The following is a 20,006-nucleotide window of genomic DNA, read 5'->3' on the forward strand; positions in this document are numbered from 1 at the left end:
ATCCCCCCGCCCCTGCCGTGGCGCTGCGGCACGCCGCCGCCGTGGCCGGGTGCCGCAGCGTCGACGGCGAGATGTACCGCCTGCACCGCGCCGCCGCCGAGGCCGCCCGCCGGGCCGGGGACACCGCCGGCGCCGGCCGCGGGCTGGCCACCGCCGCGACCGTCGCGTACCGCTTCTCCAGCTCGTTCGCGTCCACCCCACCCGTGGACGAGGTGAAGGGCATGCTCGTGGAGGCGCGGGAGCTGTCCGGCGCGGAACCGGCCGCCGAGGGGGCCGACGCGCTGGCCGAGGCGGCGGTGCTCGCGGACGCGTTCGGCGCGGTCCAGGGCGACCCGGACAACCCCGTTCAGGAGACGGTCGAGCAGGCCGAACGGGCGGTCGAGCTGGCCCGCCGCGCGGGCGACCCGGTGACGGAGTCCGCCGCCCTCGACGCGCTGTCCGGCGCCCAGAGCTGGGCCGGTGACGCCTTCGCCGCCGCGGCCGCGGCCCGCCGCCGGATCGGCCTGCTGGGGTCCGAGCCGTCCACCCCCGCCGGTACGCACGAGCTGATGGACGCCCTCGCCATGGCCGCCGGAACCGCCGTCGGCGTCGGCGAGCTGCCAGAGGCCCGCCGGTGGGGCAGGCGGCTCGCCGACCATCCGCTGCTCGCCGAGGCGGGCCACCACGCCACGTCCTGGCTGCTGGTCGCGGACGCGTTCAGCGGCAATGTCGGCGACGTGCGCACCACCAGCGTGCGGTTCCTCGACGCGTGGGAGAAGAGCGGGCGGCTGCGGTCGCGCTCGCTCGGCCCGGCCGCCGCGTCGGTCGCGATGGTCCACGGCCTGCGTGGCGACGAGGACGCCCGGGCGGCCTGGCTCGCGATCGTCGGCCGGGCCGGCCCCGAAGCGGACCACCGCCTCGGCTACGGCGCCGTCTTCGACACCATGGTCCTGCTCCATCGCGGCGAGGTCGACGCGGCGCTGGAACGGGTCGCGCCGGAGCCGGACCAGGTGTGGAAGTGGGTCTGCTGGGTCTGGCTGCACTGGTACGCGGCGCTCAGGGCGGAGGCGGCGGTGCTCGCCGGGCACCCGGACGCCCGCGACCGGATCGCCGCCGCCCGCGCCCTCGTCACCGGCAACCCGGTCGCCTCCGCCCAGGTGGACCGGGCGGAGGCGCTGCTCGACGGCGACCTGCCGCGGCAGCTCGCCGCCGCCGCGGCGTTCGAGTCGGCCGGCTGCCGGTACCAGGCGGCGCGCACCCTGGTGCTCGCCGGCGGTGAGCACGCCGCCGCCGGACAGGCCGCGCTCGCCGACCTCGGCGCCGCCCCCGCCCGGTAGCCGGGCGTCAGCTCACGGCCTGCTTCACCAGGGCGGCGATGCGCGCCTCCACCTCGTCCGTCACCTCGGTCAGCGCGAAGGCGGTCGCCCACATCGGGCCCTCGTCCAGCTTCGCCGCGTCGTTGAACCCGAGCGTCGCGTAGCGCGCCTTGAACTTCGCCGCGCTCTGGAAGAAGCAGGCGACCTTGCCGTCCAGGGCGTACGCGGGCATCCCGTACCAGAGCTTCGGCGCGAGGACCGGGGCGGCGGAGGTGACGACGGCGTGGACGCGCTCGGCCATGATCCGGTCCGTGTCCCCCATCTCGGCGATCTTCGCGAGCACGTCCCGCTCCGCCTCCGCCGCCTTGTCCGCCGGCGAGCCGCGCCGCGCCGCCTTCTTCTCCTCCTGGGCGTGCTCCTTCATCGCGGCCCGCTCCTCGGCCGTGAACCCCTCGTACGTGCTGCTCTTGCTGCCGGCCATGGTCACTCCTATTGATAGTCGGGTCGTGATCGGCCCGGTGTCGTCCGGGCTGATCGCCGTGGTCACAGACTCTCCCGGCAGGAGTGCGGGCCGCCTCCGTGCTCACTACGGAAAGGCACTCGGTACCGGTTCCGCGCGGGTCAGGCCGTGGACCCAGTCGAAGATCACTTCATGGGCCTGCTGGAGGGCGCCGTTCTGGCAGTGCCGATGCCCGCCGTCGGCCTCGGTGAAGGTGTGCACCCGCACCGAGCGGGCGCCGGTGAGGCGGGCGGCGAAGTCGTGGCCGAGCGCGGGGTCGTAGAAGTGCTCCCGCTCGGCGAGCAGGACGAGCGCGTCCGCGGTGATCCCGCCGGCCCACGCGCGGTCGTCGAAGGGCCGCATCGCGTCGATCAGGCCGGGGAGCGTCCCGGCGCCGAACGTCCACAGCGCGTTGCCGACGCCCCACCGGGCCTGGGCGTCGAACCTGCCGTAAAGGGGGACGGCGCGCCGCATCCACCACGGCATGCGCTGGAACGCGCCGCGCACCGGCCGGGGCACGTTGTGCAGGAACGCGGTGAGCATGCCGGGGAAGTAGTCGTAGAGGACGATGCCGTCGTAGCGCGGTTCGGACGCGGCGGCCCTGGCCACCAGGTGGCCGCCGAAGCTGATGCCGACACCGACGAGGAGGCGGGGCTCGACGACGCCGCTCAGCCAGTCGAGCACCGCCCGCGTGGGACGCTCCCATGCGGCGGTGAACGGCAGGCCGTGCTCGCGCAGCGCCGACCCCTGCCCGGGGCCGGTGAACATCAGCACCCAGTGGCCGCGCCGCACCGCCGCGGCGCCGAACATGAAGTACAGCTCCTCCAGCGTGGAGTCGAAGCCGCCCTGCACCACCATCACCGTGCGGGCGCCGGGGTCCGCGGGCCGCAGGAGCAGCGCCTCCAGCCGCGCGTCGTCGTAGGGGATGTGGACGCGGGAGGCGTCGACTCCGAGACCGGCCAGCCCGGCGTCGAACAGGTCCCGGCCCGCCGCGGCGGTCTCGGTGCGCCGCGGATCGGCCGGGTCCAGGAAGAACTCGGCCTGCCGCAGGTAGTTGGCGGCCCGCAGCAGCGCCGTGCCCCGCGACACCGGCTCGCCGTACGCGTGCCCGCGCTCCGCGACGGTGCTCGCCATCGCCGACCACTCCCGGTACCAGGACTCGAAGTCGCCCCTGCGGACCCGTGCCATGACGGCGGCGACCTCCCCGAAGTCGCCGCCGTCGTAGGCCGCCGTCCACAGCCCGCGGAGCGCCTCGAAGTCGAACGCCGGCGTCCGGGAGAACCTGATCCTGCGCATCCGCCGCCCCGTTTCCGTGTCATGACACATATTTGGCCAGAGGGCCGAGCATATGTATGTCATGACACAGAAGCAATAGACTCCTCCCGTGGAGCCCGTACTCGAACTGGTGATGGCCGTGAAGACCGCGCAGCGGGAGATCGAGCGGCGGTTCAACCACCTGCTGCGCCCGCTCGGCGTCACCGCCGTCCAGGCCGAGGCGCTGCTGGTCATCGCCGACGGGGAGCCCATCTCCATCGCCGACCTCGGCGCCCGGATGCCCGCCGACCCCGGCCACCCCAGCCGGCTCACCGATCGCCTCGCCGTGGCCGGGTGGGTCGAGCGCCGCCCCTCGGCCCGCGACCGGCGGCGGGCCGACCTCACCCTCACCCCGGCCGGCCGGGAGCTCGTCCGGCGCATCGCCGAGGTCCGGCAGCCCTTCTTCGACCGGGCGGCCGCCGCGGTCGCCGAGGCCGGTCTCGTCCACGTCCTGCCGGACGTCCGGCGCCTGCTCGACCTGGTCCGCACGCTCCCCGACCCGGAATGACGCCCGGAACGACCGCCCGTGGCCCGGCCCGGATCGCTCCGGGCCGGGCCCCCGGGATCAGTTCGCCAGGTCGGCGAACATGGCGGGCTCGTACGAACCGCCCCGGTTGCGGACGATCACGCCGAGCCGGTTGGCCGCGTTGATCATGGCGATCAGGTAGACCAGCGCGGCGATCTGGTCCTCGTCGTAGTGCTCGCGCACCCGTGCCCAGGTCCCGTCGGACACGCCCGGGTGGGCGTCGGCGAGCCGGGTGCCCTCCTCGGCCAGGGCCAGCGCGGCCCGCTCGGCCTCGGTGAACACCGTCGACTCGCGCCAGGCCGCGACCAGGTTCAGCCGCACCGCGGTCTCCCCGGCGCCCGCGGCCTCCTTGGTGTGGACGTCCACGCACCAGCCGCAGCCGTTGATCTGGCTGGCGCGCAGCATGACCAGGTCCTGGACGGTCCGGGGCAGCGGCGACTGCTGGATCGCGAGGCTGACGTTGAAGAACCGCTTGCCGATCTTGGCGCCGATCTCGTTGGCCATCAGGTCCATTCGGGCTTCCATGGTCGTCCTCACTCCTTGAGCGGTGTGCCGGGCGGACCGTCCGCTCGGCGTGCTGACGACCATGGAGATGCCGGTGCCCCGACCCCCGTGACGGCATCGCGATGTGACGTGCGCCACCGGACGCGGGTGTCACAGAACGGCGGCGGCAGGCATCTCGTGGGCGTGGGAGAGTCACAGACGACCAGGTGGGAGCGGGCCATGAGCGAATCCAGCGAACCGGCGGCGGGCACGGCCCGACCGGGCGCGCCCGGCGGCCGTGCGGACGCCGCCACCGAGGCGTTCGTCGCCCACCGCAACCTGCTGTTCACCGTCGCCTACGAGATGCTCGGCTCGGCCGCCGACGCCGAGGACGTGCTGCAGGAGACCTGGCTGCGATGGACGGGCGTCGATCTCGGCACCGTCCGCGACCAGCGCGCCTACCTGGTCCGGATCACCACCCGGCAGGCGCTCGGCCGGCTGCGCACGCTGCGCCGCCGCAAGGAGTCCTACGTCGGCCCGTGGCTGCCCGAGCCCCTGCTCACCTCCCCCGACGTGGCCGAGGACGTCGAGCTGGCCGACAGCGTCTCGATGGCGATGCTGCTGGTGATGGAGACGCTCGCGCCGACCGAGCGGGCGGTGTTCGTCCTGCGCGAGGTGTTCGACCTCGGCTATGACGAGATCGCCGAGGCCGTCGGCAAGAGCCAGGCCGCGGTGCGCCAGATCGTCCACCGGGCGCGCGCCCACGTCGCCGCGCGGCGCCCGCGCGGGGCCGTCTCCGCCGCCGAGACCCGCAGCGCGCTGGAGGCGTTCCAGCGCGCGGTCGAGACCGGCGATCTGCAGCGCCTGTTCGACATCCTCGCGCCCGACGTCGTCTTCCTGGGCGACGGCGGCGGGGTCGCCCAGGCCGCGCTGGTGCCGATCCTGGGGGCGGACAAGGTCGCCCCGCTGGCGGCCGGGCTGCGCAGGTTCGGTGCCGCCGGCTCGCTGGAGGCGGCCCAGGTCAACGGCTACCCCGCGCTGATCTTCCGGCTCGACGGCGAGATCGACACGGTCATCGCGGTGCGCCTCGAGGACGGCCTCATCACCGGGCTCTACGCCGTCCGGAACCCCGAGAAGCTGTCGCGCATGGAGCGGGAGACGCTCCTGCGCCGCTGATTCCGGGCCGCGCCGGGGCCGGACGAGAACAAACGGCCGCCCGCCCGTGTTAGGAAGGGGGATTCCCTTGGCGGCGACGCCCCGTCGGTCGGTATGCTGAACTTTCAAGTTCACTGAAATGACCGCCCGGAAGGGGAGCAGGCGATGCTGGAGCAGATCACCGTGGACGAGGCCGTGCGGGAACTGCGTCCCGACTTCGCCGTCCTCGTCATGACGGCCGAGGGACTGCGCAACGGGCCGAGCGACGCGGTGTCCGAGGGCTGGCTGCAAGAGGCCGCCGGAGCCGCCGACGCCGACGACCCGCACGTGGAGGCGTGGCGCGAGGCGTACCGGGCGTTCGGCGCGAAGCCGAAGCGGACCCGCCCCTCCGTGGACGCCCTCCTGCGCCGCGCCGACGCGCTCCCCTCCATCAACAAGGTCGTCGACGCCTACAACGCCGTCAGCGTCGCCTACGCGCTGCCCATCGGCGGCGAGGACCTCGACGCCTACCAGGGGCCCGCCCACCTGATCAGGGCCACCGGCGACGAGCCGTTCGACGTGGTCGCCGGCGGCGAGCCGGCCGTGGAGCACCCGGCGCCCGGCGAGGTCGTCTGGCGCGACGACGCCGGCGTCACCTGCCGCCGCTGGAACTGGCGGCAGTGCGTCCGCACCCGCCTCACCGAGACGACGAAGAACGGGCTGTTCCTGCTGGAGCGCCTCGCCCCGTACCCGCTCGACCGGCTCCGCGACGCCGGCGACGACCTCGCCGCCCGGCTCCGGACCATCTCCCCGGACGTCCGGATCGAGAGTCGGCTGATCGGCGGGGAGTGATGGTCACCGCCCTCGCGCTCGTCACGGCCCTGGCGTTCGGCGTCGCCGACTTCCTCGGCGGCGCGGTGTCGCGCCACTCCACCGCGCTGAAGACCCTGGCGCTGTCCGCCCCGATGGGGCTGCTGGTCGTCGCGGTGGCCGCGGTGGTCGTGGGCGGCGCCCCCTCGCCCCCCTCGCTGGTCTGGGGATTCCTGGCCGGCCTCTGCGGCGGCCTCGGCCTGATCACCTTCTACCGGGCGCTCGCCCGCGGCCCGATGAACGTGGTCGCGCCGGTGTCGGCGCTGGCCTCGGCGGTGCTGCCGGTCGGCGTCGGCGTGCTGCGCGGCGAGCGGCTGGACGAGGCGGCCGTGCTGGGCGTCCTGCTGTGCCTGGTCGCGATCGGCCTGGTCAGCATGGAGAAGGGCGAGGAGGCCGAGCCGTCCGGCGGCGCCTCCCCCCTCCGCCGCCCGCTGGACAGCGGCCCGCTGATGGCGCTGGTGTCCGGCACCTGCTTCGGCGTCTTCTTCATCCTGCTGAAGGCCGCCGGGGACGGTGCCGGGCTCTGGCCGATCGCCGCCGCCCGCGTCGGCACGATGACCGTGGTGTTCACGGCACTGCTGATCGCCGTGCGGTTCCGGGGCGGCGACCGGGGTCCGCGGGTGACCGGAAAGGCGCTGATCGGCCTCGCGCTGCTGTCCGGCGTGCTCGACTCCGGCGCCAACGCCCTGTACTACCTCGCCGTGCAGGACGGCCTGCTGAGCCTCGTCACCGTGCTGACGTCCCTCTACCCGGCCATCACGATGCTGCTGGCCCGGATCGCCTACAGCGAGCGCCTCCGCGCCGTCCAGCGCGTGGGCATGGCCGTGGCCGTGGCAGGCGTGGCCCTCGTGACCGTCGGCTGAGGCACTCTCGGCTGAGGCGCCGGGTCAGGGAACGAAAAAGGGCCGCCGACGGATGGTCGGCGGCCTTTCCTGTGGCGGTGGTGGTGGGATTCGAACCCACGGAAGGTTGCCCTTCACACGCTTTCGAGGCGTGCGCCCTCGTCCACTAGGCGACACCACCGCGGGGAAGCCTACCGGAATCTGCGGCGTGCGAAGAACTCGGAGAGCACCGCGCCGCACTCCTCCGCCAGCACGCCCGCGAGCACCTCGGGCCGATGGTTGAGGCGGCGGTCCCGGACGACGTCCCACAGCGACCCGACGGCCCCGGCCTTCAGGTCGACCGCGCCGTACACGATCCGGTCGACGCGGGCCTGGACGGATGCTCCCGCGCACATCGTGCAGGGCTCCAGCGTCACGACGAGGGTGCAGCCGGACAGCCGCCATTCCCCCAGCGACGCCGCGGCGGCCCGCATCGCGACGATCTCGGCGTGCCCGGTCGGGTCGGCGCTGCGCTCCCGGTCGTTGCGGCCGGCGCCGATCACCGCGCCCGAGCCGTCCAGGACGACGGCGCCGACGGGGATCTCCCCGTCGCGGGCGGCGGCGCGCGCCTCGTCCAGCGCCAGCCGCATCGCCGCGCCGTACTCCTCGTCCGGCTCCGCCGCCCGCCGGGCGGGGCCGCTGCCCGGATCAGTCACGGAGGCGGTCGAACTCCTCGCCGAACCCGGCGCGCTCGGCGACGGTCAGCAGCGCGTCCCCGGGCAGGGCGCGCTCGCCGAGGTCGGTGAGCTGCCCGGGACCGACCCCGAGGTCCTCCAGCAGGGCGGGGTCGCCGTCGGAGTCGCCGTCGGGGACCTCCCCGACGAGCTGGTGGAACAGCGCGCCGAGCCCGTCCTCGCGGACGGTGGAGACGTAGGCGCGGGGCTCGCCGTCGCCGTCCAGCCGGACGACCGCGAACCAGTCGTCGTCCTGCTCGATCAGCAGGACCACCGGATCGCCGTAGGACTCGACGGCGGCCTCCCGCATCAGGTCGGCGACGTCGTCGACGTGCTCGGCCTCGGCGAGCACGGCCTCGGCCCCGACCCAGCCCTGCGGGCTCCGCGCGAAGACGGCGGCGAAGTAGGACACGTGCTCATTGTGACGCACGGGGTCGCTCCGGTCACCGCCCTCCTGCCCTTTCGGTCATGAGGATATTTCGGGTTTTGTCCCACAGTGGCCCACTCCGGTTCTTCCCCTGGTGTCCCAACCGTCGTGATACTTCTCACCGGCGTGGCGGCGGGAGGAGAACCATGGGCAAGGACGAGCTGACGCGGCGCGGGTTCCTCGCGGGGACGGCGGGGGCCGCGGCACTGATCGCGGCGAGCGGGGCGGGCGGGACGGCGGCCGACGCGGCGACGTCCGTCCGGGCGCCCGTCTCGGCGCTCCCCGACCCCGGGGACTCCGGCATCGACCACATCGTCGTCGTGATGATGGAGAACCGGTCGTTCGACCACTACATGGGCTGGGTGCCGGGCGCGGACGGCCGCCAGGCGGGCCTCACCTTCACCGACGCACAGGGCAACACCCACGACACCCACCACCTGAAGGTCCCGTACGGGTGCGGCTTCAACGACCCCGACCACTCGTACGCGGGCGGACGCACCGAGTACAACGACGGCAAATGCGACGGATGGCTGCGCGCGGGGGAGAACGACGTGTTCTCCATCGGCTACTTCAAGGGGCCCGACCTCGGCTTCCACGGCCACGCCGCGCTCGACTGGACGCTCTGCGACCGCTACTTCGCCGCCATCATGTCCTCGACGTTCCCCAACCGGATCTTCCAGCACGCCGGGCAGACCGACCGGATCTCCAACACCTTCACCTTCTCCGAGCTCACCACCGTCTGGGACCGGCTGAAGGCCGCGAAGATCCCCGCCCGCTACTACTTCAGCGACGTCCCGTTCACCGCGCTGTGGGGCCTCAAGCACCTCGACATCAGCCGGCACATCTCGGAGTTCTACAACGACGCGAAGAACGGGCGGCTGCCCGCGGTGAGCTTCGTCGAGCCCGGCTTCGTCGGCGAGGCGCTGCCCGGCCTGTCGGAGGACGAGCACCCGCTCGCCGACATCCGGTACGGGCAGGCCTTCCTCAACAAGGTCTACACGGCGGTCATCGACTCGCCGAACTGGGCGCGCACCCTGCTGGTGATCAACTACGACGAGTGGGGCGGGTTCTTCGACCACGTCCCGCCGCCCACCGGCCCCGACCCGCGCCCCGACCTCGGCACCGGCCTGCGCGGCTTCCGCGTCCCGTGCCTGCTGATCTCACCGCGCGCCCGGCGCGGCGCCGTCGCCCACGAGGTGTACGACCACACGTCCGTCCTCAAGGCGATCGAGTGGCGCTGGGGCCTCGACCCCCTCTCGGTGAGGGACGCGGCGGCCCGCAACATCGCCGAGGTCCTGGACTTCGAGAGCGCGCCCAAGCTGAAGGCGCCGCACTACGACGTCCCGCGCCCGTTCACGCTCGGCTGCATCGACCCGCAGCACAGCCACACCGGCGACGACTGGGCCGAGCTCAACGCCTACGCCATGACCCACGGCTTCAAGTAGCGAGGCCCGGCGACGAACTAGGACACGGCGTCGAGGGCGCGTTCGAAGGCGGGGGCGAAGCCGACGCGGCCGGCGACGCTGAGCAGCATCTCGTCCGGGTAGAGCTCCAGGTCGCCGGAGATCGCGCCGAGCTCCATCTCGTCGAGCCCCAGGTCCGTGAAGATCGACATGTCGCCGACCGGCAGCACCTGGTCGAGCTCCTCGTCCTCGGGGATCGGGATGTCCAGGTACTCCAGCACCTGGCCGGCCAGCGGCCAGTCGACCGAGGCGGTGACGTCCGACAGGAACACCATCACCTCGTCGCCGAGCAGCCGGATCGCCACGAAGAAGTCGTCGCCCACCGAGACCAGCCCGATCGTCCCGCCCAGGCTGGGCTGCTGGCGCAGGGCATGGATCAGCCCCGCCAGGTCCTCGGTCAGCGCCACCGGGAGGATCTCGGCCTCCCAGCGGTCGTCTTCCCGATACACCACGACGGCGAAGTCCGTCGCGTCCACATCCGTCATTTCCACCCCACCGGCGCGGTTCCTGCCTGGGCATGGTCGCAGATGCGGCGCGCCCTCGCGTGCCCCACCGCCAAACTCGGCGCCGCACCGCCGCGTGAAGCGGGGAGTCAGCGCCGCTTTCCGGTACCCAAGGGCACGAACCTACTCGATCCGCGTCAGCACCCCGCGAAGGGGGCGACGCCCGCCCGGCCCGGACGGTCAGTTGATGCGGAAGGTGCGTCGCCGCAGCGCCGCGTGGATCCGGGCACGCCGCGACCTGTGCGGCGTCACCCGGCGGCGCAGCTCCCGGGCCTCCGCCAGCTCCCGCAGGAAGATCGCGCGGCGGCGCAGCCGCTCCCGCACCACCTCGGGCGGGACGTCGCCCTGCCCGCCGGCTGTGACATCGGTCACCGCCTCCGCGACGTCGTCGGCGTCCACGGGGAGCGGCACGGGCTCGGGCGGGGGGACGAGGGAGTCGGGAGCCGGCGGCGCGCTCTCCGGAGGGCCGGTGGCCGGCCCGGGCCGCTCGGGCGCGGGCTCGCGCGCCCCCGCCGGCCACTGATCGCTGTCGCTGCTCATATCGCCATGGTGCCCAGCTCAGTGGCGTCCTATCCAACTTTGCAGGCCCGGCCGCCCCGCGCGGGCGTTGGGCTACCGTGTCCGCATGCAGACCCTCGCCGTCGACCATCCGCTCGTCGCGCACAAGCTCACCACGCTGCGGGACGTCCGCACCGACTCCCCCACGTTCCGCCGCCTGGCGGACGAGCTGGTGACCCTGCTGGCCTACGAGGCCACCCGTGACGTGCGCGTCGCCGCGGCCACCGTGAGCACGCCGCTGGTGGAGGCCGACGGGGTCCAGCTGGCCAGCCCGAAGCCGCTGGTGGTGCCGATCCTGCGGGCGGGCCTCGGGATGCTGGACGGGATGACGCGGCTGCTGCCGACGGCCGAGGTCGGCTTCCTCGGGATGGTCCGGGACGAGGGCACCCTGCAGGCGCAGACGTACGCGACCCGGCTCCCCGACGACCTGTCCGGCCGGCAGTGCTACGTCCTGGACCCGATGCTCGCCACCGGCGGGACGCTCGCCGCCGCGATCAAGCTGCTGTTCGACCGCGGCGCCGACGACGTGACGGCCCTCTGCCTGCTCGCCGCCCCCGAGGGCCTCAAGTACCTGGAGGAGGCGTTCGCGGGGACGTCCGCGCCCATCAAGGTCGTCACCGCCGCGGTCGACTCGCACCTCAACGAGCAGGGCTTCATCGTGCCGGGCCTCGGCGACGCCGGCGACCGCCTCTACGGCGTCGTCTGACGGGCGGGTGCCCGGCGGGGCAGGGCGTCTAGCAGCAGCGATGCGGTTGCGTGGTTCGTTCCGGATGTTCGTTCCGGGTGGCAAGGGGTACGAACGCGCTACGGAACGTCAGTGCGCGTTCCCCTCCGCCGCCCCGGCACAGGGGACCTTTACGGACCGGGCGGTGGGAGCGAGGTCTAGGGGGAGTCGCGATGACTCACCAAGGGGATGGCGACCTGCCGCGCTACGCCGCGATCGGCGAGCGGCTCACCGAGGAGTTCGAAGGGGTGCACCAGACCGACACGGTGGAACGGTGCGTGTCCGCCGCGCGGCACGGCGCGGACGAGGTGTGCGGGGGAGCGACCCCGGACCTCGTGGAGCGGATCGCGCGGCGGCACCTGGAGGTGCTCGCCACGGTGGCGGCGGAGAAACGCCGCCGGGCGCGCCGTTCCTCTCTCGACAACGCGCCATAGGCCTTGCTTTGCCGGGGGTTGCGGCTGTGCGAGACTGAACCGGGGTCCGTGGGACGTTCCGGGAGGCAGCCGTGCCCGCACGCAAGCACAAGACGAGGGCCGCGGCGGCTCCCGTCCGCCCGGCCGGCGCGCGCCGCCGCGCACCGAGGCCGCGATGAGGCTGGTCACCCCGGGGGACTCGGCCCCGGCCTCGGTGAACAAGTACCTTCTCCCGCACGAGAACCAGGTGATCACGGTGCGCCGGCATCCGGCGGTGCTGATGGTCCCGGTCGGGCTGGTGCTCGGCGGACTGATCATCGCGGGCGTGCTGAGCAACACCGTCGCCAGCCAGGCGGGCACCGTGATCAGCTGGATCTGGTGGGCGTGGCTGATCCTGCTCGCCTGGTTCGTCTGGCGGGTCGCCGAGTGGTCGGTCGACTACTTCGTGATCACCAACCAGCGGATGCTGCTCACCACCGGCCTGATCACCCGCAAGGTCGCGATGATGCCGCTGGCGAAGGTCACCGACATGAGCTTCAAGCGGACGATCGCGGGCCGGATGCTCGGCTACGGCGAGTTCGTCCTGGAGTCCGCCGGCCAGGACCAGGCCCTGTCGGCCGTCCCCTACCTCCCCTACCCCGAGCAGCTCTACCTCGAGGTCTGCGAGATGATCTTCCCGAACAAGAACGCCACCGCCGACGACTGACCCCGGTACCTGCGGGGTGTTAGCGGCCCCGCCCGCCGGGTAGCGGGCCGGGCATGCGCGTCCTGACGCTGAACCTGTGGGGAGTGCGGGGGCGGTGGGCCGAGCGGCGGCGGGTGATCGCCGACGGCGTCCGCGCCCTGCGTCCCGACCTCGTCGCCTTCCAGGAGTCGATCGAGACCGCGTCCTACGACCAGGCGGCCGACCTGCTGGGCCCGGAGTACCGGGTGGTGCAGCAGGCGGACCGGGACCCCGACGGGCAGGGGATCTCGATCGGCAGCCGGTGGCCGGTGGCGGCGGCGTGGGAGGCCGATCTGAACGTCACGCCGCGCACGGCCGGATTCGCGTGCACGACGCTCGTCGCGGACGTCCGCGCACCCGATCCGATCGGCCGCGTCATGTTCGTGAACCACTTCCCCAGCTGGCAGTTGCAGTACGAGCTCGAAAGGGAGCTCCAGGCGGTGGCCGCCGCGCGCGCCATTGAGGAGCACCTGAGCGAGGGACCCGTGCACGTGGTCGTCGCGGGGGATATGGACGCCGCGCCGGAGGCGGCCAGCATGCGCTTCTGGACGGGCCGGCAGTCCCTGCACGGCATGAGCGTCTGCTACCGGGACTGCTGGGAGCGCGTGCATCCGGACGAATCGGGCGACACCTATACACCGGACAACCCGTTGATGGTGGACGGCGACTGGCCGTTCCGCCGGATCGACCACATCCTGGTGCGCTGCGGGCTCCACGGCGGCCCCACTCTGGCGGTGCGCGACTGCGCCCGCGTGTTCGACGCGCCCGTCGGCGACGTCCAGCCGAGCGACCACTACGGCCTTATCGCCGACCTTGACCCGCGCTAGCCGCGCATCCCCCTCCCCTCACCGGCCACGCCCGCTACCCTTGCCGGCCATGCCTCCTCACCTCGGAAGCGTCGGGAGTGAGAGCAATCTCGGCGTAATCGGCGATCTTGCGGGGATCGTCGGATAACGTCGAAGACGACAGGTGCCGCGACGGTCCGGGGGGTCCCGCTTCATTACTCTCGATGTGCGATAACCCGCAATGTGCAATCATGTCGGCACCCCAGCCGCCTGATTACTTCCGCTAAGTGAGTCCACATGCCGGGTCCAGGCAATGTCGGCGAACGTGTCCGCAACCTGCGGCTCACCAGACGCCTGTCGCAGGCACAGCTCGCCGGTCACGACCTTTCCGACAGCTACATCTCATTGATCGAGTCCGGTAAGCGGACTCCGACGCCGACCGTCCTGCGCATGCTGGCCGAACGGCTCGGCTGCACGCCGGAGTACCTCGCCGAGGGCGTCGAGCCCGAGCAGCGCGCCCATCTGGAGGTGCGGGAGCGCCATGCGCACCTCGCGCTGCTGGCGGGCGACCCGGGCACCGCCGAGTCCGGCTTCGACGAGGTGATCGCCCGCAGCGACGATCCGGACCTGACGTCCCGCGCCCGCTGGGGCCGCGCCCGCGCCCTGGAGGAGCTGGGCCGCACCGACCAGGCCATCGCGCTGTTCGAGGAGCTGCGCGAGCAGGCCGAACGCGATCCGGGGCGGGCGAGCTGGCTGCCGCCGGTGATCGCGCTGGCCCGCTGCTACCACGCGGTCGGCGACCTCGGCCAGGCGATCGCGCTCGGCGAGCGCGCGATGGACCGGCTCGGCAGGCTCGGGCTCACCGCGGGGCAGGAGTACACCGAGGCGGGCCGGATCCTGCTGCTCGCCTACGTCGACCGCTCCGAGCCCGTGCGCGCGCACGAGGTGGGCAGGCGGCTCCTGCACCCGGAGGGTCCCGGGCAGGACGAGCCGGCGAGCGTCCACTACCAGCGCGCCAGCATCCGCGCGCTCGACGAGGGGACGATCGGCGACTCGCTGTACTTCGCCGACCAGGCGCTGGCCGCCCGCACCGACGCGACGCCCGTGCAGGCGCGTGCGCGTCTCGACCTCGCCGCCGCCAAGGCGCTGCTGAGGGGCGTCATGCCGTTCTCGAAGCCGGCGCCTTCCCCGGTGGCGGAGGTCGTTCCGTCCGCCGACGGCGCGCCCGGCATCGAGAAGCCGCGCGCCGAGGGCAGCCGCGAAGCCGCACGCGAGGCCCTGGCGCTGCTCCGCAGGACGAGCGCGCTCGAAGGGGCCGAGGCCACCGAGAGCACCATCGCCAAGGCGCGCGCGCTGGTCCTCGTGGGCGAGCTGGACGAGGCCATCGCCGAGCTGGAGGAGTTCCTCGACACGGGCATGGCCCTGGTGGCGCCCGCTCCGGCGCGGACGCACCCGATCACGCCGCATCCCAGCATCGACATCGTCGCGCGGACGCAGAAGACCGTGCTCGCCCGGCTCGTCCTCGCCCGCGCCCGGGTGGCGCAGGGCGACCGGCCGGCCGCCCAGGTCGTGCTGCGCGCCGCGTCGGACCAGCTGAGGACGCTGCCGGCCGGGCGCCCCGCCGCGCACCTGCTCCGGGAGCTGGGGGAGCTGTTCGAACTGGTCCAGGACGCCGAGGCGGCGGCCGGCGCGTACCGGCAGGCGCTGGAGGCCGCGGGCCTGCACGCCGCGCCGTCCCAGGAGGCCAACCACGACCTCGGACGGGTCTGACCGCCCTGTGCCTTCCGCGTTCCGTGCGGGTTTCCGGCGCTCCGGAATAAAGGCGTCCGTGAGGCTGTCGTATTATTGGATCACAAACATAGGATGACTGGCTGATCGGATGTCGGCGCCCCCTGGATCGAGGAGGGACCATGACGCTGCGCACCACTCGCCGATCGTCGCTCGTCGACCAGGTGATCGAGCAGCTCAGGGGCGAGATCACCGGCGGTTCCTGGCCGGTCGGTGCGAAGATCCCGCCGGAGCCGGTGCTGTCGGAGACGCTCGGCGTCGGCCGCAACACCGTCCGCGAGGCCGTCCGCGCCCTCACCCACGCGGGCCTGCTCGACAGCCGGCAGGGCGACGGCACCTACGTGCGGGCCACCAGCGAGCTGTCCAGCGCCGTCCGGCGGCGCCTGGAGACGGCCGAACTGGTGGAGACCCTGGAGGTGCGGCGCGGACTGGAGGTCGAGGCCGCCCGGCTCGCCGCCGCGCGCCGCACGGACGCCGACATCGCCGCCATCACCGCCGCCCTCGACCGCCGGAACGAAGCATGGGCGGCCGGCGAGCACGCCGCTTTCGTCGAGGCCGACCTGGCGTTCCACACCGCCGTCGTCGAGGCGACCCACAACCGGGTCCTCGCCGACCTGTACCGCGACTTCAGCACGGCCCTGCGCGCCAGCATCGGCGCGGCGGGCACCCTGCTCGAACACGCGGACGTCCCGCACGGCCCCATCGCGGAGGCCGTGCAGGCGGGCGACGCCGACGCCGCCGCCCGGGCCACGCACGCCTGCCTGGACCAGATCCTCGCCTCCACCGGGCCGTGGAAAGCCGAGGAGGCCCCGGGCGTCGCCGACGCGCGCGAGCCGTAGCGGCGGCGACGCGTCCGGCACACGCGGTTCGCCGCGTCCCATCAACGATCTCCGGCGTGGCCGGGCTCTCCGGCCCGCGCCGTCCCCCAACCGGTTCGACGCGCCCGCGGGCGCATGACGAAGGCGAAATGAACACCTCGGCAACGTCCCCCGTCCCCCGTGCCCTGACCGCCTGGTCGCTCGTCGGCCTGGTGCTGCTGACGATCAACCTGCGGGCCGCCATCACCGGGATCTCCCCGCTGCTCGGCGACCTGCGGGACGCGTTCGGCCTGTCCGGGGTCGAGGTCGGCGTCCTGACCACCCTGCCCGTCCTGTGCCTGGGCGCCTTCGCGTCGCTGGCGCCGGTGCTCGCGCGCCGCGTCGGCGCCGAGACCGCCATCGCCGGCTCCCTGGTGCTGATCACCGCCGGGATCCTGCTGCGGGTCGCCGCGTCGCCGCTGTCGCTGTTCGTTGGAACGGTCCTGGCGGGCGCGGGGATCGCGATGGGGAACGTCCTCCTGCCGGCGGTCATCAAGCGCGCCTTCCCGCGCCGCGTCGGGTCCCTGACCGGGCTCGCGATGATGCTGATGGCCGCCAGCGGCGCCGTCGCCGCGGGCCTCGCCGTCCCGCTGGACGGCGCTGGCGGCTGGCGCCTGGCGCTCGCCGTGTGGGCCGTCCCGTCGCTGGTCGCGGCGCTCGCGTGGGGACCGCTCGCGGTGCACGGCCGCCGCTCCCCCGCGCCCGCCGAGCCCGCCGCCCCGGCCGCCGCGCCCGCCGAGGGCTCGCTGCTGCGCTCGCCCGTCGCCTGGTACGTCGCGGTGTTCATGGGCCTGGCGTCGCTGATGTTCTACGTGCTGATGTCGTGGCTGCCGGAGATCATGCAGGACGCCGGGTACGCCGACGCCACCGCCGGGATGATGGTCTCCACGATGATGATCGTCGGCATCCCGCTCGGCTTCGCCGTCCCCGTGGTCGCCGCTCGGCTCCGCGACCAGCGGGCCGTCGTCGCCGGCGTCGCGCTCGCCATGGTCGTCGGCATCGGCGGCCTGCTGCTGGCGCCCGCCGCCGGCTGGGCGTGGGTCGTGCTGCTCGGCATCGGCACCGGCAGCGCGTTCCCGCTCGCCTACACCCTGCTCAGCCTGCGCTCGCCGAGCGCGGCCGTCGCGGGGCGGCTGTCCGGCATGGCGCAGACCGGCGGCTACCTGCTCGCCGGGTTCGGGCCGTTCGCCATGGGCGTGCTGCACAGCGCGACGGGCGGCTGGCACGTCCCGCTGACGCTCGTCCTCGCCCTTGTCGTTCCGGAGCTGGTGTTCGGGCTGCTCGCCGCGCGGCCTGGATACGTGGTCCCGGCGACGTGCCAGGACGTCCGCCTCGTCGAACCGAAGAGCGTGCCCGCCGGCGAACCCGCCCGGACGCACTGAGGCGCTGGGTTCAGCCGATCATGTCGACGGCGTCCAGATCGAGGACGCGGGCGTGTAAGACGGTCCGCTGGTGCAGCGCCGCCCGGAGCGCGCGGTGCAGGCCGTCCTCCAGGTAGAGCTCGCCCTTCCACTGGACGACGTGCGGGAACAGGTCGCCGTAGAACGTGGAGTCCTTGGCCAGCAGCGAGTGGAGGTCCAGCTCCCGTTTGGTGCTGATGAGCTGGTCGAGGCGGACCTGGCGAGGGGGGAGCTTGGCCCAGTCCCGGGACGACAAACCGTGCTCGGGATAGGGCCTTCCTTCACCCACCGCCTTGAAGATCACGCCCAGAGTCTACGTTGCCCGACTACCCCGGTCACCGGATTCCACCGATTGGTAAACCAGTTACGCCGCAGCTCAGAGGCCCCGTGAGTAACTACCGTCACGCCGGTTCCGGAGGGTCCGGAAGGGGCCGGGACCGCCCTTCCGGGCCGCCTCCGGCGAGGGAGGGCCAGGTGGTCGCCGCGTCCACCCGGCCGCGTGCGCGGAGCTTCGGATAGGCGTGCTCCAGATGCTTCTCGACGGTCCGCGGGCTGATGGCCAGCCGCCGCGCGATCTGCCGGTCGGTGAGGCCGCGGGCGAGCAGGTCGAGCACCGCGGCCTCTCGGCGGGTGACCCGCTCCCGGCCGGGCGGCGCGAGCCGCCTCATCGCCCGGACGAGCCGGGGGCGCAGCAGGTCGGCGGTGGCCCGGTCGGCGTCGCCGAAGTCCCCGCGCGCCCGGTTGACCGCCAGGCACACGCCGCGCGGCCCGTCCGCCGTGCATCCGGCGGGGAACGCCATCGCGAGCTGATGCTCGATGCCGAGCGGACGGTACACGTCCGCGTAGGCGGCGAGCGCGTGGTACTCGGCGCGCGACTGCACGTCCGAGCGGAGAAGCGGCGTGCCGGGGCCTGCCGTCATCCGGGCCACCAGCGGATCGGCGGCCTTGTCGCGGGCGAACGCCTCCAGCGCGTCGCGGCCCAGCAGGCCGTCCGGGACCGTGAGCGGCCGTCCGGCCGGATGCCCGGACCAGACGAGGTGGTTCGGGCCGCCGCCGAGCACGCGGCGTCCGTCCACGGGCACGCCGACACTCCTGAACTGCGCGAGGAGATCCGCAAGGGCCTGAAGGACGAGGTACCGCAGCACGCCTGAGCGGGCGCGCCCGGCGCGGCCTGAGCCGGATTCCGCTCAGGCCGCGTTCCGCGAGCCTCTAACGGAGCTTGACGGCGCCGCCGTCCGCCATGACGGTCTGCCCCGTCATGTACTGCGCGTCGTCGCTTGCCAGGAACGCGACGATGGGCGCCACGTCCCGTTCCGGATCGCCGAACCGCCCCATCGGCACCTTCGCGGCGGACTGCGCATACTGCTCGGGCCGCGCCTCCGCCCACTGGACGACCCCGGGGGTCATCGCCATGGGGCACACGACGTTCACCCGGATCCCATACGCCGCCCACTCGTTGGCGGCGACCCTGCTCAGACCGCGGATGGCCTCCTTCGCGGCGGCGTAGGACGCCTGGTTCCGCTGGCCCTCCAACCCCGCGCCGGACCCGAAGTTGACCACCGACGCGCCGCCGGCCTTCTTCAGTTCGGGCAGCGCGGCCAGCATGAAGTTGCGCGTGGCGAACAGGCCGGTGTCCAGGGCAAGCCGCCAGTCGTCGTCGGTCTGCTCGTCGAAGGGCTTCTGGCGGGACGCGCTCGCGTTGTTGACCAGGGTGTCGAGCTTCCCGAAGCGCTCCACGGCCGTGGCGACGGCGGTGTCCGCGACGGCCCAGTCCGACACGTCCCCCTGCAGGAACACCACCGCATCGCCGAGATCGCGCGCGAGGGCCTCGCCGGCCTCCTTTTGAAGGTCGACCACGACGACCTGGGCGCCCCGTCCGGTGAACAGCCGGGTGATCGCCCCGCCGATACCGGACGCGCCGCCGGTGACGACCGCGACCTTGTTCTCCAGGTTCCTGTTCCCCATGATCAGTTCGGTTCCTCACCCAGTCGTCCAACACGTTTCCCCACAGCTACCAGGCACGACGCGGCCGGCGGCCGGGGGATTCGACTCAGTGAGACCGCTCGCCGGGCCCGAACCACAGCGGTGGAATCGCACCGGAGGAACTACCCCGAAGCAACTCACGCCGACGGAACTACATCTGTGGCGTGGGCCGAGGCCCCGGAACGACGAAGGTCCCGGCCGCTGAGCGGCCGAGACCTTCGTCCGGTGGCGGAGGATGCGAGATTCGAACTCGCGAGGGCGTGAACCCAACACGCTTTCCAAGCGTGCGCCCTAGGCCACTAGGCGAATCCTCCGCGGGAAAGCCTACCGGTTCTCGGGCAGTGACCGGACACCGATTACGGCGGAGACCGGGATCGGACCGTAGACGTGCGGGAAGACCCCGTCGCCGACCTGCTCGTGGCGGACCGGCGCGTCCAGCCGCGACACGTCGATGACCAGCAGGACCAGATCCGACCGGGGGACGGCCGAGTAGAAACGCCCGAGGACGCCCTCCACCTGGTCCATATCGGACGAGCAGTGGACGAAACCCTCCTCGTCGAGTGTCCGGCCGAGCGTCGACATGGTGTACGACACTCCCGAGTCCCAGGCGGATTCCCAATGGCGGCGTTCGGCGATGTGCAGGAGCGTCTGCTGCGTGGCGTCCGTCATGGGGCGGAGAGTACGCGGCAACCGTGCCGACCCTGG

The 20,006-nt window shown here is 73.2% G+C and carries 24 protein-coding genes, 2 tRNA genes and 1 pseudogene; 14 read left to right on the forward strand and 13 right to left on the reverse strand.

Annotation, left to right across the window (positions count from 1 at the left end; genetic code table 11):
* A pseudogene (locus ABD296_RS06975) lies at nt 1-1,316 on the forward strand (ATPase); the annotation flags it as partial.
* A gap of 7 nt (nt 1,317-1,323) precedes the next feature.
* Here the strand turns inward: ABD296_RS06975 and ABD296_RS06980 are convergent.
* Entirely contained in the window at nt 1,324-1,776 is a 453-nt protein-coding gene (locus ABD296_RS06980) for an iron chaperone (protein WP_344262723.1), read from the reverse strand.
* Nucleotides 1,777-1,881: 105 nt separating this feature from the next.
* Nucleotides 1,882-3,090, reverse strand: coding sequence for an alpha/beta hydrolase (locus ABD296_RS06985; protein ID WP_344262725.1), 1,209 nt, complete (start codon nt 3,088-3,090; stop codon nt 1,882-1,884).
* Nucleotides 3,091-3,178: 88 nt separating this feature from the next.
* Here ABD296_RS06985 and ABD296_RS06990 point away from each other — a divergent pair, with 88 nt between their 5' ends.
* Nucleotides 3,179-3,616: a MarR family winged helix-turn-helix transcriptional regulator gene (locus ABD296_RS06990; protein WP_344262727.1), complete on the forward strand. Its 438-nt coding sequence runs from the start codon at nt 3,179-3,181 to the stop codon at nt 3,614-3,616.
* A 57-nt stretch (nt 3,617-3,673) separates the two neighbouring features.
* Here ABD296_RS06990 and ABD296_RS06995 read toward each other — a convergent pair whose 3' ends face one another.
* A complete protein-coding gene (locus tag ABD296_RS06995) occupies nt 3,674-4,159 on the reverse strand; it encodes a carboxymuconolactone decarboxylase family protein (protein WP_344262729.1) in 486 nt (161 codons plus the stop codon).
* Nucleotides 4,160-4,357: 198 nt separating this feature from the next.
* Here ABD296_RS06995 and ABD296_RS07000 point away from each other — a divergent pair, with 198 nt between their 5' ends.
* The 3 genes from ABD296_RS07000 to ABD296_RS07010 all read left to right on the forward strand — a co-directional run bounded on the left by ABD296_RS07000 (nt 4,358) and on the right by ABD296_RS07010 (nt 6,984).
* Nucleotides 4,358-5,293, forward strand: a complete 936-nt coding sequence (locus tag ABD296_RS07000) for an RNA polymerase sigma-70 factor (RefSeq protein ID WP_344262731.1) — start codon at nt 4,358-4,360, stop codon at nt 5,291-5,293.
* 144 nt (nt 5,294-5,437) lie between these two features.
* Entirely contained in the window at nt 5,438-6,103 is a 666-nt protein-coding gene (locus tag ABD296_RS07005; RefSeq protein WP_344262733.1) for a B3/B4 domain-containing protein, read from the forward strand.
* A complete protein-coding gene (locus ABD296_RS07010) occupies nt 6,103-6,984 on the forward strand; it encodes a DMT family transporter (RefSeq protein ID WP_344262735.1) in 882 nt (293 codons plus the stop codon). Before ABD296_RS07005 ends, ABD296_RS07010 begins: the two co-directional genes overlap by 1 nt.
* A gap of 72 nt (nt 6,985-7,056) precedes the next feature.
* Here ABD296_RS07010 and ABD296_RS07015 read toward each other — a convergent pair.
* The 3 genes from ABD296_RS07015 to ABD296_RS07025 all read right to left on the reverse strand — a co-directional run bounded on the left by ABD296_RS07015 (nt 7,057) and on the right by ABD296_RS07025 (nt 8,088).
* Nucleotides 7,057-7,144 (reverse strand) — tRNA-Ser (locus ABD296_RS07015).
* A 10-nt stretch (nt 7,145-7,154) separates the two neighbouring features.
* Entirely contained in the window at nt 7,155-7,658 is a 504-nt protein-coding gene (gene tadA / locus ABD296_RS07020; RefSeq protein ID WP_344262737.1) for a tRNA adenosine(34) deaminase TadA, read from the reverse strand.
* Nucleotides 7,651-8,088 (reverse strand): tRNA adenosine deaminase-associated protein, encoded by a 438-nt coding sequence (locus tag ABD296_RS07025; protein WP_344262739.1) that lies wholly within the window; start codon nt 8,086-8,088, stop codon nt 7,651-7,653. Before ABD296_RS07025 ends, tadA begins: the two co-directional genes overlap by 8 nt.
* A 161-nt stretch (nt 8,089-8,249) precedes the next feature.
* Between ABD296_RS07025 and ABD296_RS07030 the strand changes: the two genes are divergently transcribed.
* On the forward strand, nt 8,250-9,548 hold the full coding sequence (locus tag ABD296_RS07030) for an alkaline phosphatase family protein (RefSeq protein WP_344262741.1): 1,299 nt from the start codon (nt 8,250-8,252) through the stop codon (nt 9,546-9,548).
* A gap of 17 nt (nt 9,549-9,565) precedes the next feature.
* On the opposite strand, the gene ABD296_RS07035 is transcribed toward ABD296_RS07030, so the two are convergent.
* Both ABD296_RS07035 and ABD296_RS07040 read right to left on the reverse strand, forming a co-directional pair.
* On the reverse strand, nt 9,566-10,051 hold the full coding sequence (locus ABD296_RS07035) for a tRNA adenosine deaminase-associated protein (RefSeq protein ID WP_344262742.1): 486 nt from the start codon (nt 10,049-10,051) through the stop codon (nt 9,566-9,568).
* A gap of 198 nt (nt 10,052-10,249) precedes the next feature.
* Nucleotides 10,250-10,609 carry a hypothetical protein gene (locus ABD296_RS07040; protein ID WP_344262744.1) on the reverse strand — a complete coding sequence of 120 codons (360 nt, stop codon included), beginning with the start codon at nt 10,607-10,609 and terminating at the stop codon, nt 10,250-10,252.
* 85 nt (nt 10,610-10,694) lie between these two features.
* Between ABD296_RS07040 and upp the strand changes: the two genes are divergently transcribed.
* The 7 genes from upp (at nt 10,695) to ABD296_RS07075 (ending at nt 17,300) form a co-directional block, all read left to right on the forward strand.
* Nucleotides 10,695-11,333 carry a uracil phosphoribosyltransferase gene (gene upp, locus ABD296_RS07045; protein WP_344262746.1) on the forward strand — a complete coding sequence of 213 codons (639 nt, stop codon included), beginning with the start codon at nt 10,695-10,697 and terminating at the stop codon, nt 11,331-11,333.
* A gap of 191 nt (nt 11,334-11,524) precedes the next feature.
* Nucleotides 11,525-11,785 carry a hypothetical protein gene (locus ABD296_RS07050; protein WP_344262748.1) on the forward strand — a complete coding sequence of 87 codons (261 nt, stop codon included), beginning with the start codon at nt 11,525-11,527 and terminating at the stop codon, nt 11,783-11,785.
* A gap of 154 nt (nt 11,786-11,939) precedes the next feature.
* Nucleotides 11,940-12,470: a PH domain-containing protein gene (locus ABD296_RS07055; RefSeq protein WP_285913316.1), complete on the forward strand. Its 531-nt coding sequence runs from the start codon at nt 11,940-11,942 to the stop codon at nt 12,468-12,470.
* A 53-nt stretch (nt 12,471-12,523) separates the two neighbouring features.
* Nucleotides 12,524-13,315: an endonuclease/exonuclease/phosphatase family protein gene (locus ABD296_RS07060; protein ID WP_344262753.1), complete on the forward strand. Its 792-nt coding sequence runs from the start codon at nt 12,524-12,526 to the stop codon at nt 13,313-13,315.
* Nucleotides 13,316-13,570: 255 nt separating this feature from the next.
* Nucleotides 13,571-15,043, forward strand: coding sequence for a helix-turn-helix transcriptional regulator (locus tag ABD296_RS07065; RefSeq protein ID WP_344262755.1), 1,473 nt, complete (start codon nt 13,571-13,573; stop codon nt 15,041-15,043).
* Nucleotides 15,044-15,183: 140 nt separating this feature from the next.
* The gene (locus tag ABD296_RS07070) at nt 15,184-15,900 is read left to right on the forward strand and encodes a FadR/GntR family transcriptional regulator (protein WP_344262757.1); all 717 of its coding nucleotides are present in this window, start codon (nt 15,184-15,186) and stop codon (nt 15,898-15,900) included.
* Between the two features lie 128 nt (nt 15,901-16,028).
* Nucleotides 16,029-17,300 (forward strand): CynX/NimT family MFS transporter, encoded by a 1,272-nt coding sequence (locus tag ABD296_RS07075; protein WP_344262759.1) that lies wholly within the window; start codon nt 16,029-16,031, stop codon nt 17,298-17,300.
* A gap of 10 nt (nt 17,301-17,310) precedes the next feature.
* Here the strand turns inward: ABD296_RS07075 and ABD296_RS07080 are convergent, their stop codons facing one another.
* The gene (locus ABD296_RS07080; protein WP_344262761.1) at nt 17,311-17,622 is read right to left on the reverse strand and encodes a type II toxin-antitoxin system VapB family antitoxin; all 312 of its coding nucleotides are present in this window, start codon (nt 17,620-17,622) and stop codon (nt 17,311-17,313) included.
* Between the two features lie 97 nt (nt 17,623-17,719).
* Nucleotides 17,720-18,400, reverse strand: coding sequence for a helix-turn-helix transcriptional regulator (locus tag ABD296_RS07085; protein ID WP_344262763.1), 681 nt, complete (start codon nt 18,398-18,400; stop codon nt 17,720-17,722).
* Between ABD296_RS07085 and ABD296_RS50505 the strand changes: the two genes are divergently transcribed.
* Nucleotides 18,338-18,469, forward strand: a complete 132-nt coding sequence (locus ABD296_RS50505) for a DUF1059 domain-containing protein (protein ID WP_407061447.1) — start codon at nt 18,338-18,340, stop codon at nt 18,467-18,469. The genes ABD296_RS07085 and ABD296_RS50505 overlap by 63 nt on opposite strands.
* A 58-nt stretch (nt 18,470-18,527) precedes the next feature.
* On the opposite strand, the gene ABD296_RS07090 is transcribed toward ABD296_RS50505, so the two are convergent.
* From ABD296_RS07090 to ABD296_RS07100, 3 genes are all read right to left on the reverse strand, one after another.
* Nucleotides 18,528-19,283: an SDR family NAD(P)-dependent oxidoreductase gene (locus ABD296_RS07090; protein WP_344262765.1), complete on the reverse strand. Its 756-nt coding sequence runs from the start codon at nt 19,281-19,283 to the stop codon at nt 18,528-18,530.
* 244 nt (nt 19,284-19,527) lie between these two features.
* A tRNA-Ser gene (locus tag ABD296_RS07095) sits at nt 19,528-19,615 on the reverse strand.
* A 10-nt stretch (nt 19,616-19,625) separates the two neighbouring features.
* Nucleotides 19,626-19,970, reverse strand: a complete 345-nt coding sequence (locus ABD296_RS07100) for a DUF952 domain-containing protein (protein WP_344262767.1) — start codon at nt 19,968-19,970, stop codon at nt 19,626-19,628.
* Between the last annotated feature and the right edge of the window lie 36 nt (nt 19,971-20,006).

The sequence above is a fragment of the Actinomadura napierensis genome (genome assembly GCF_039529375.1).
Classification (GTDB): Bacteria; Actinomycetota; Actinomycetes; order Streptosporangiales; family Streptosporangiaceae; genus Spirillospora; species Spirillospora napierensis.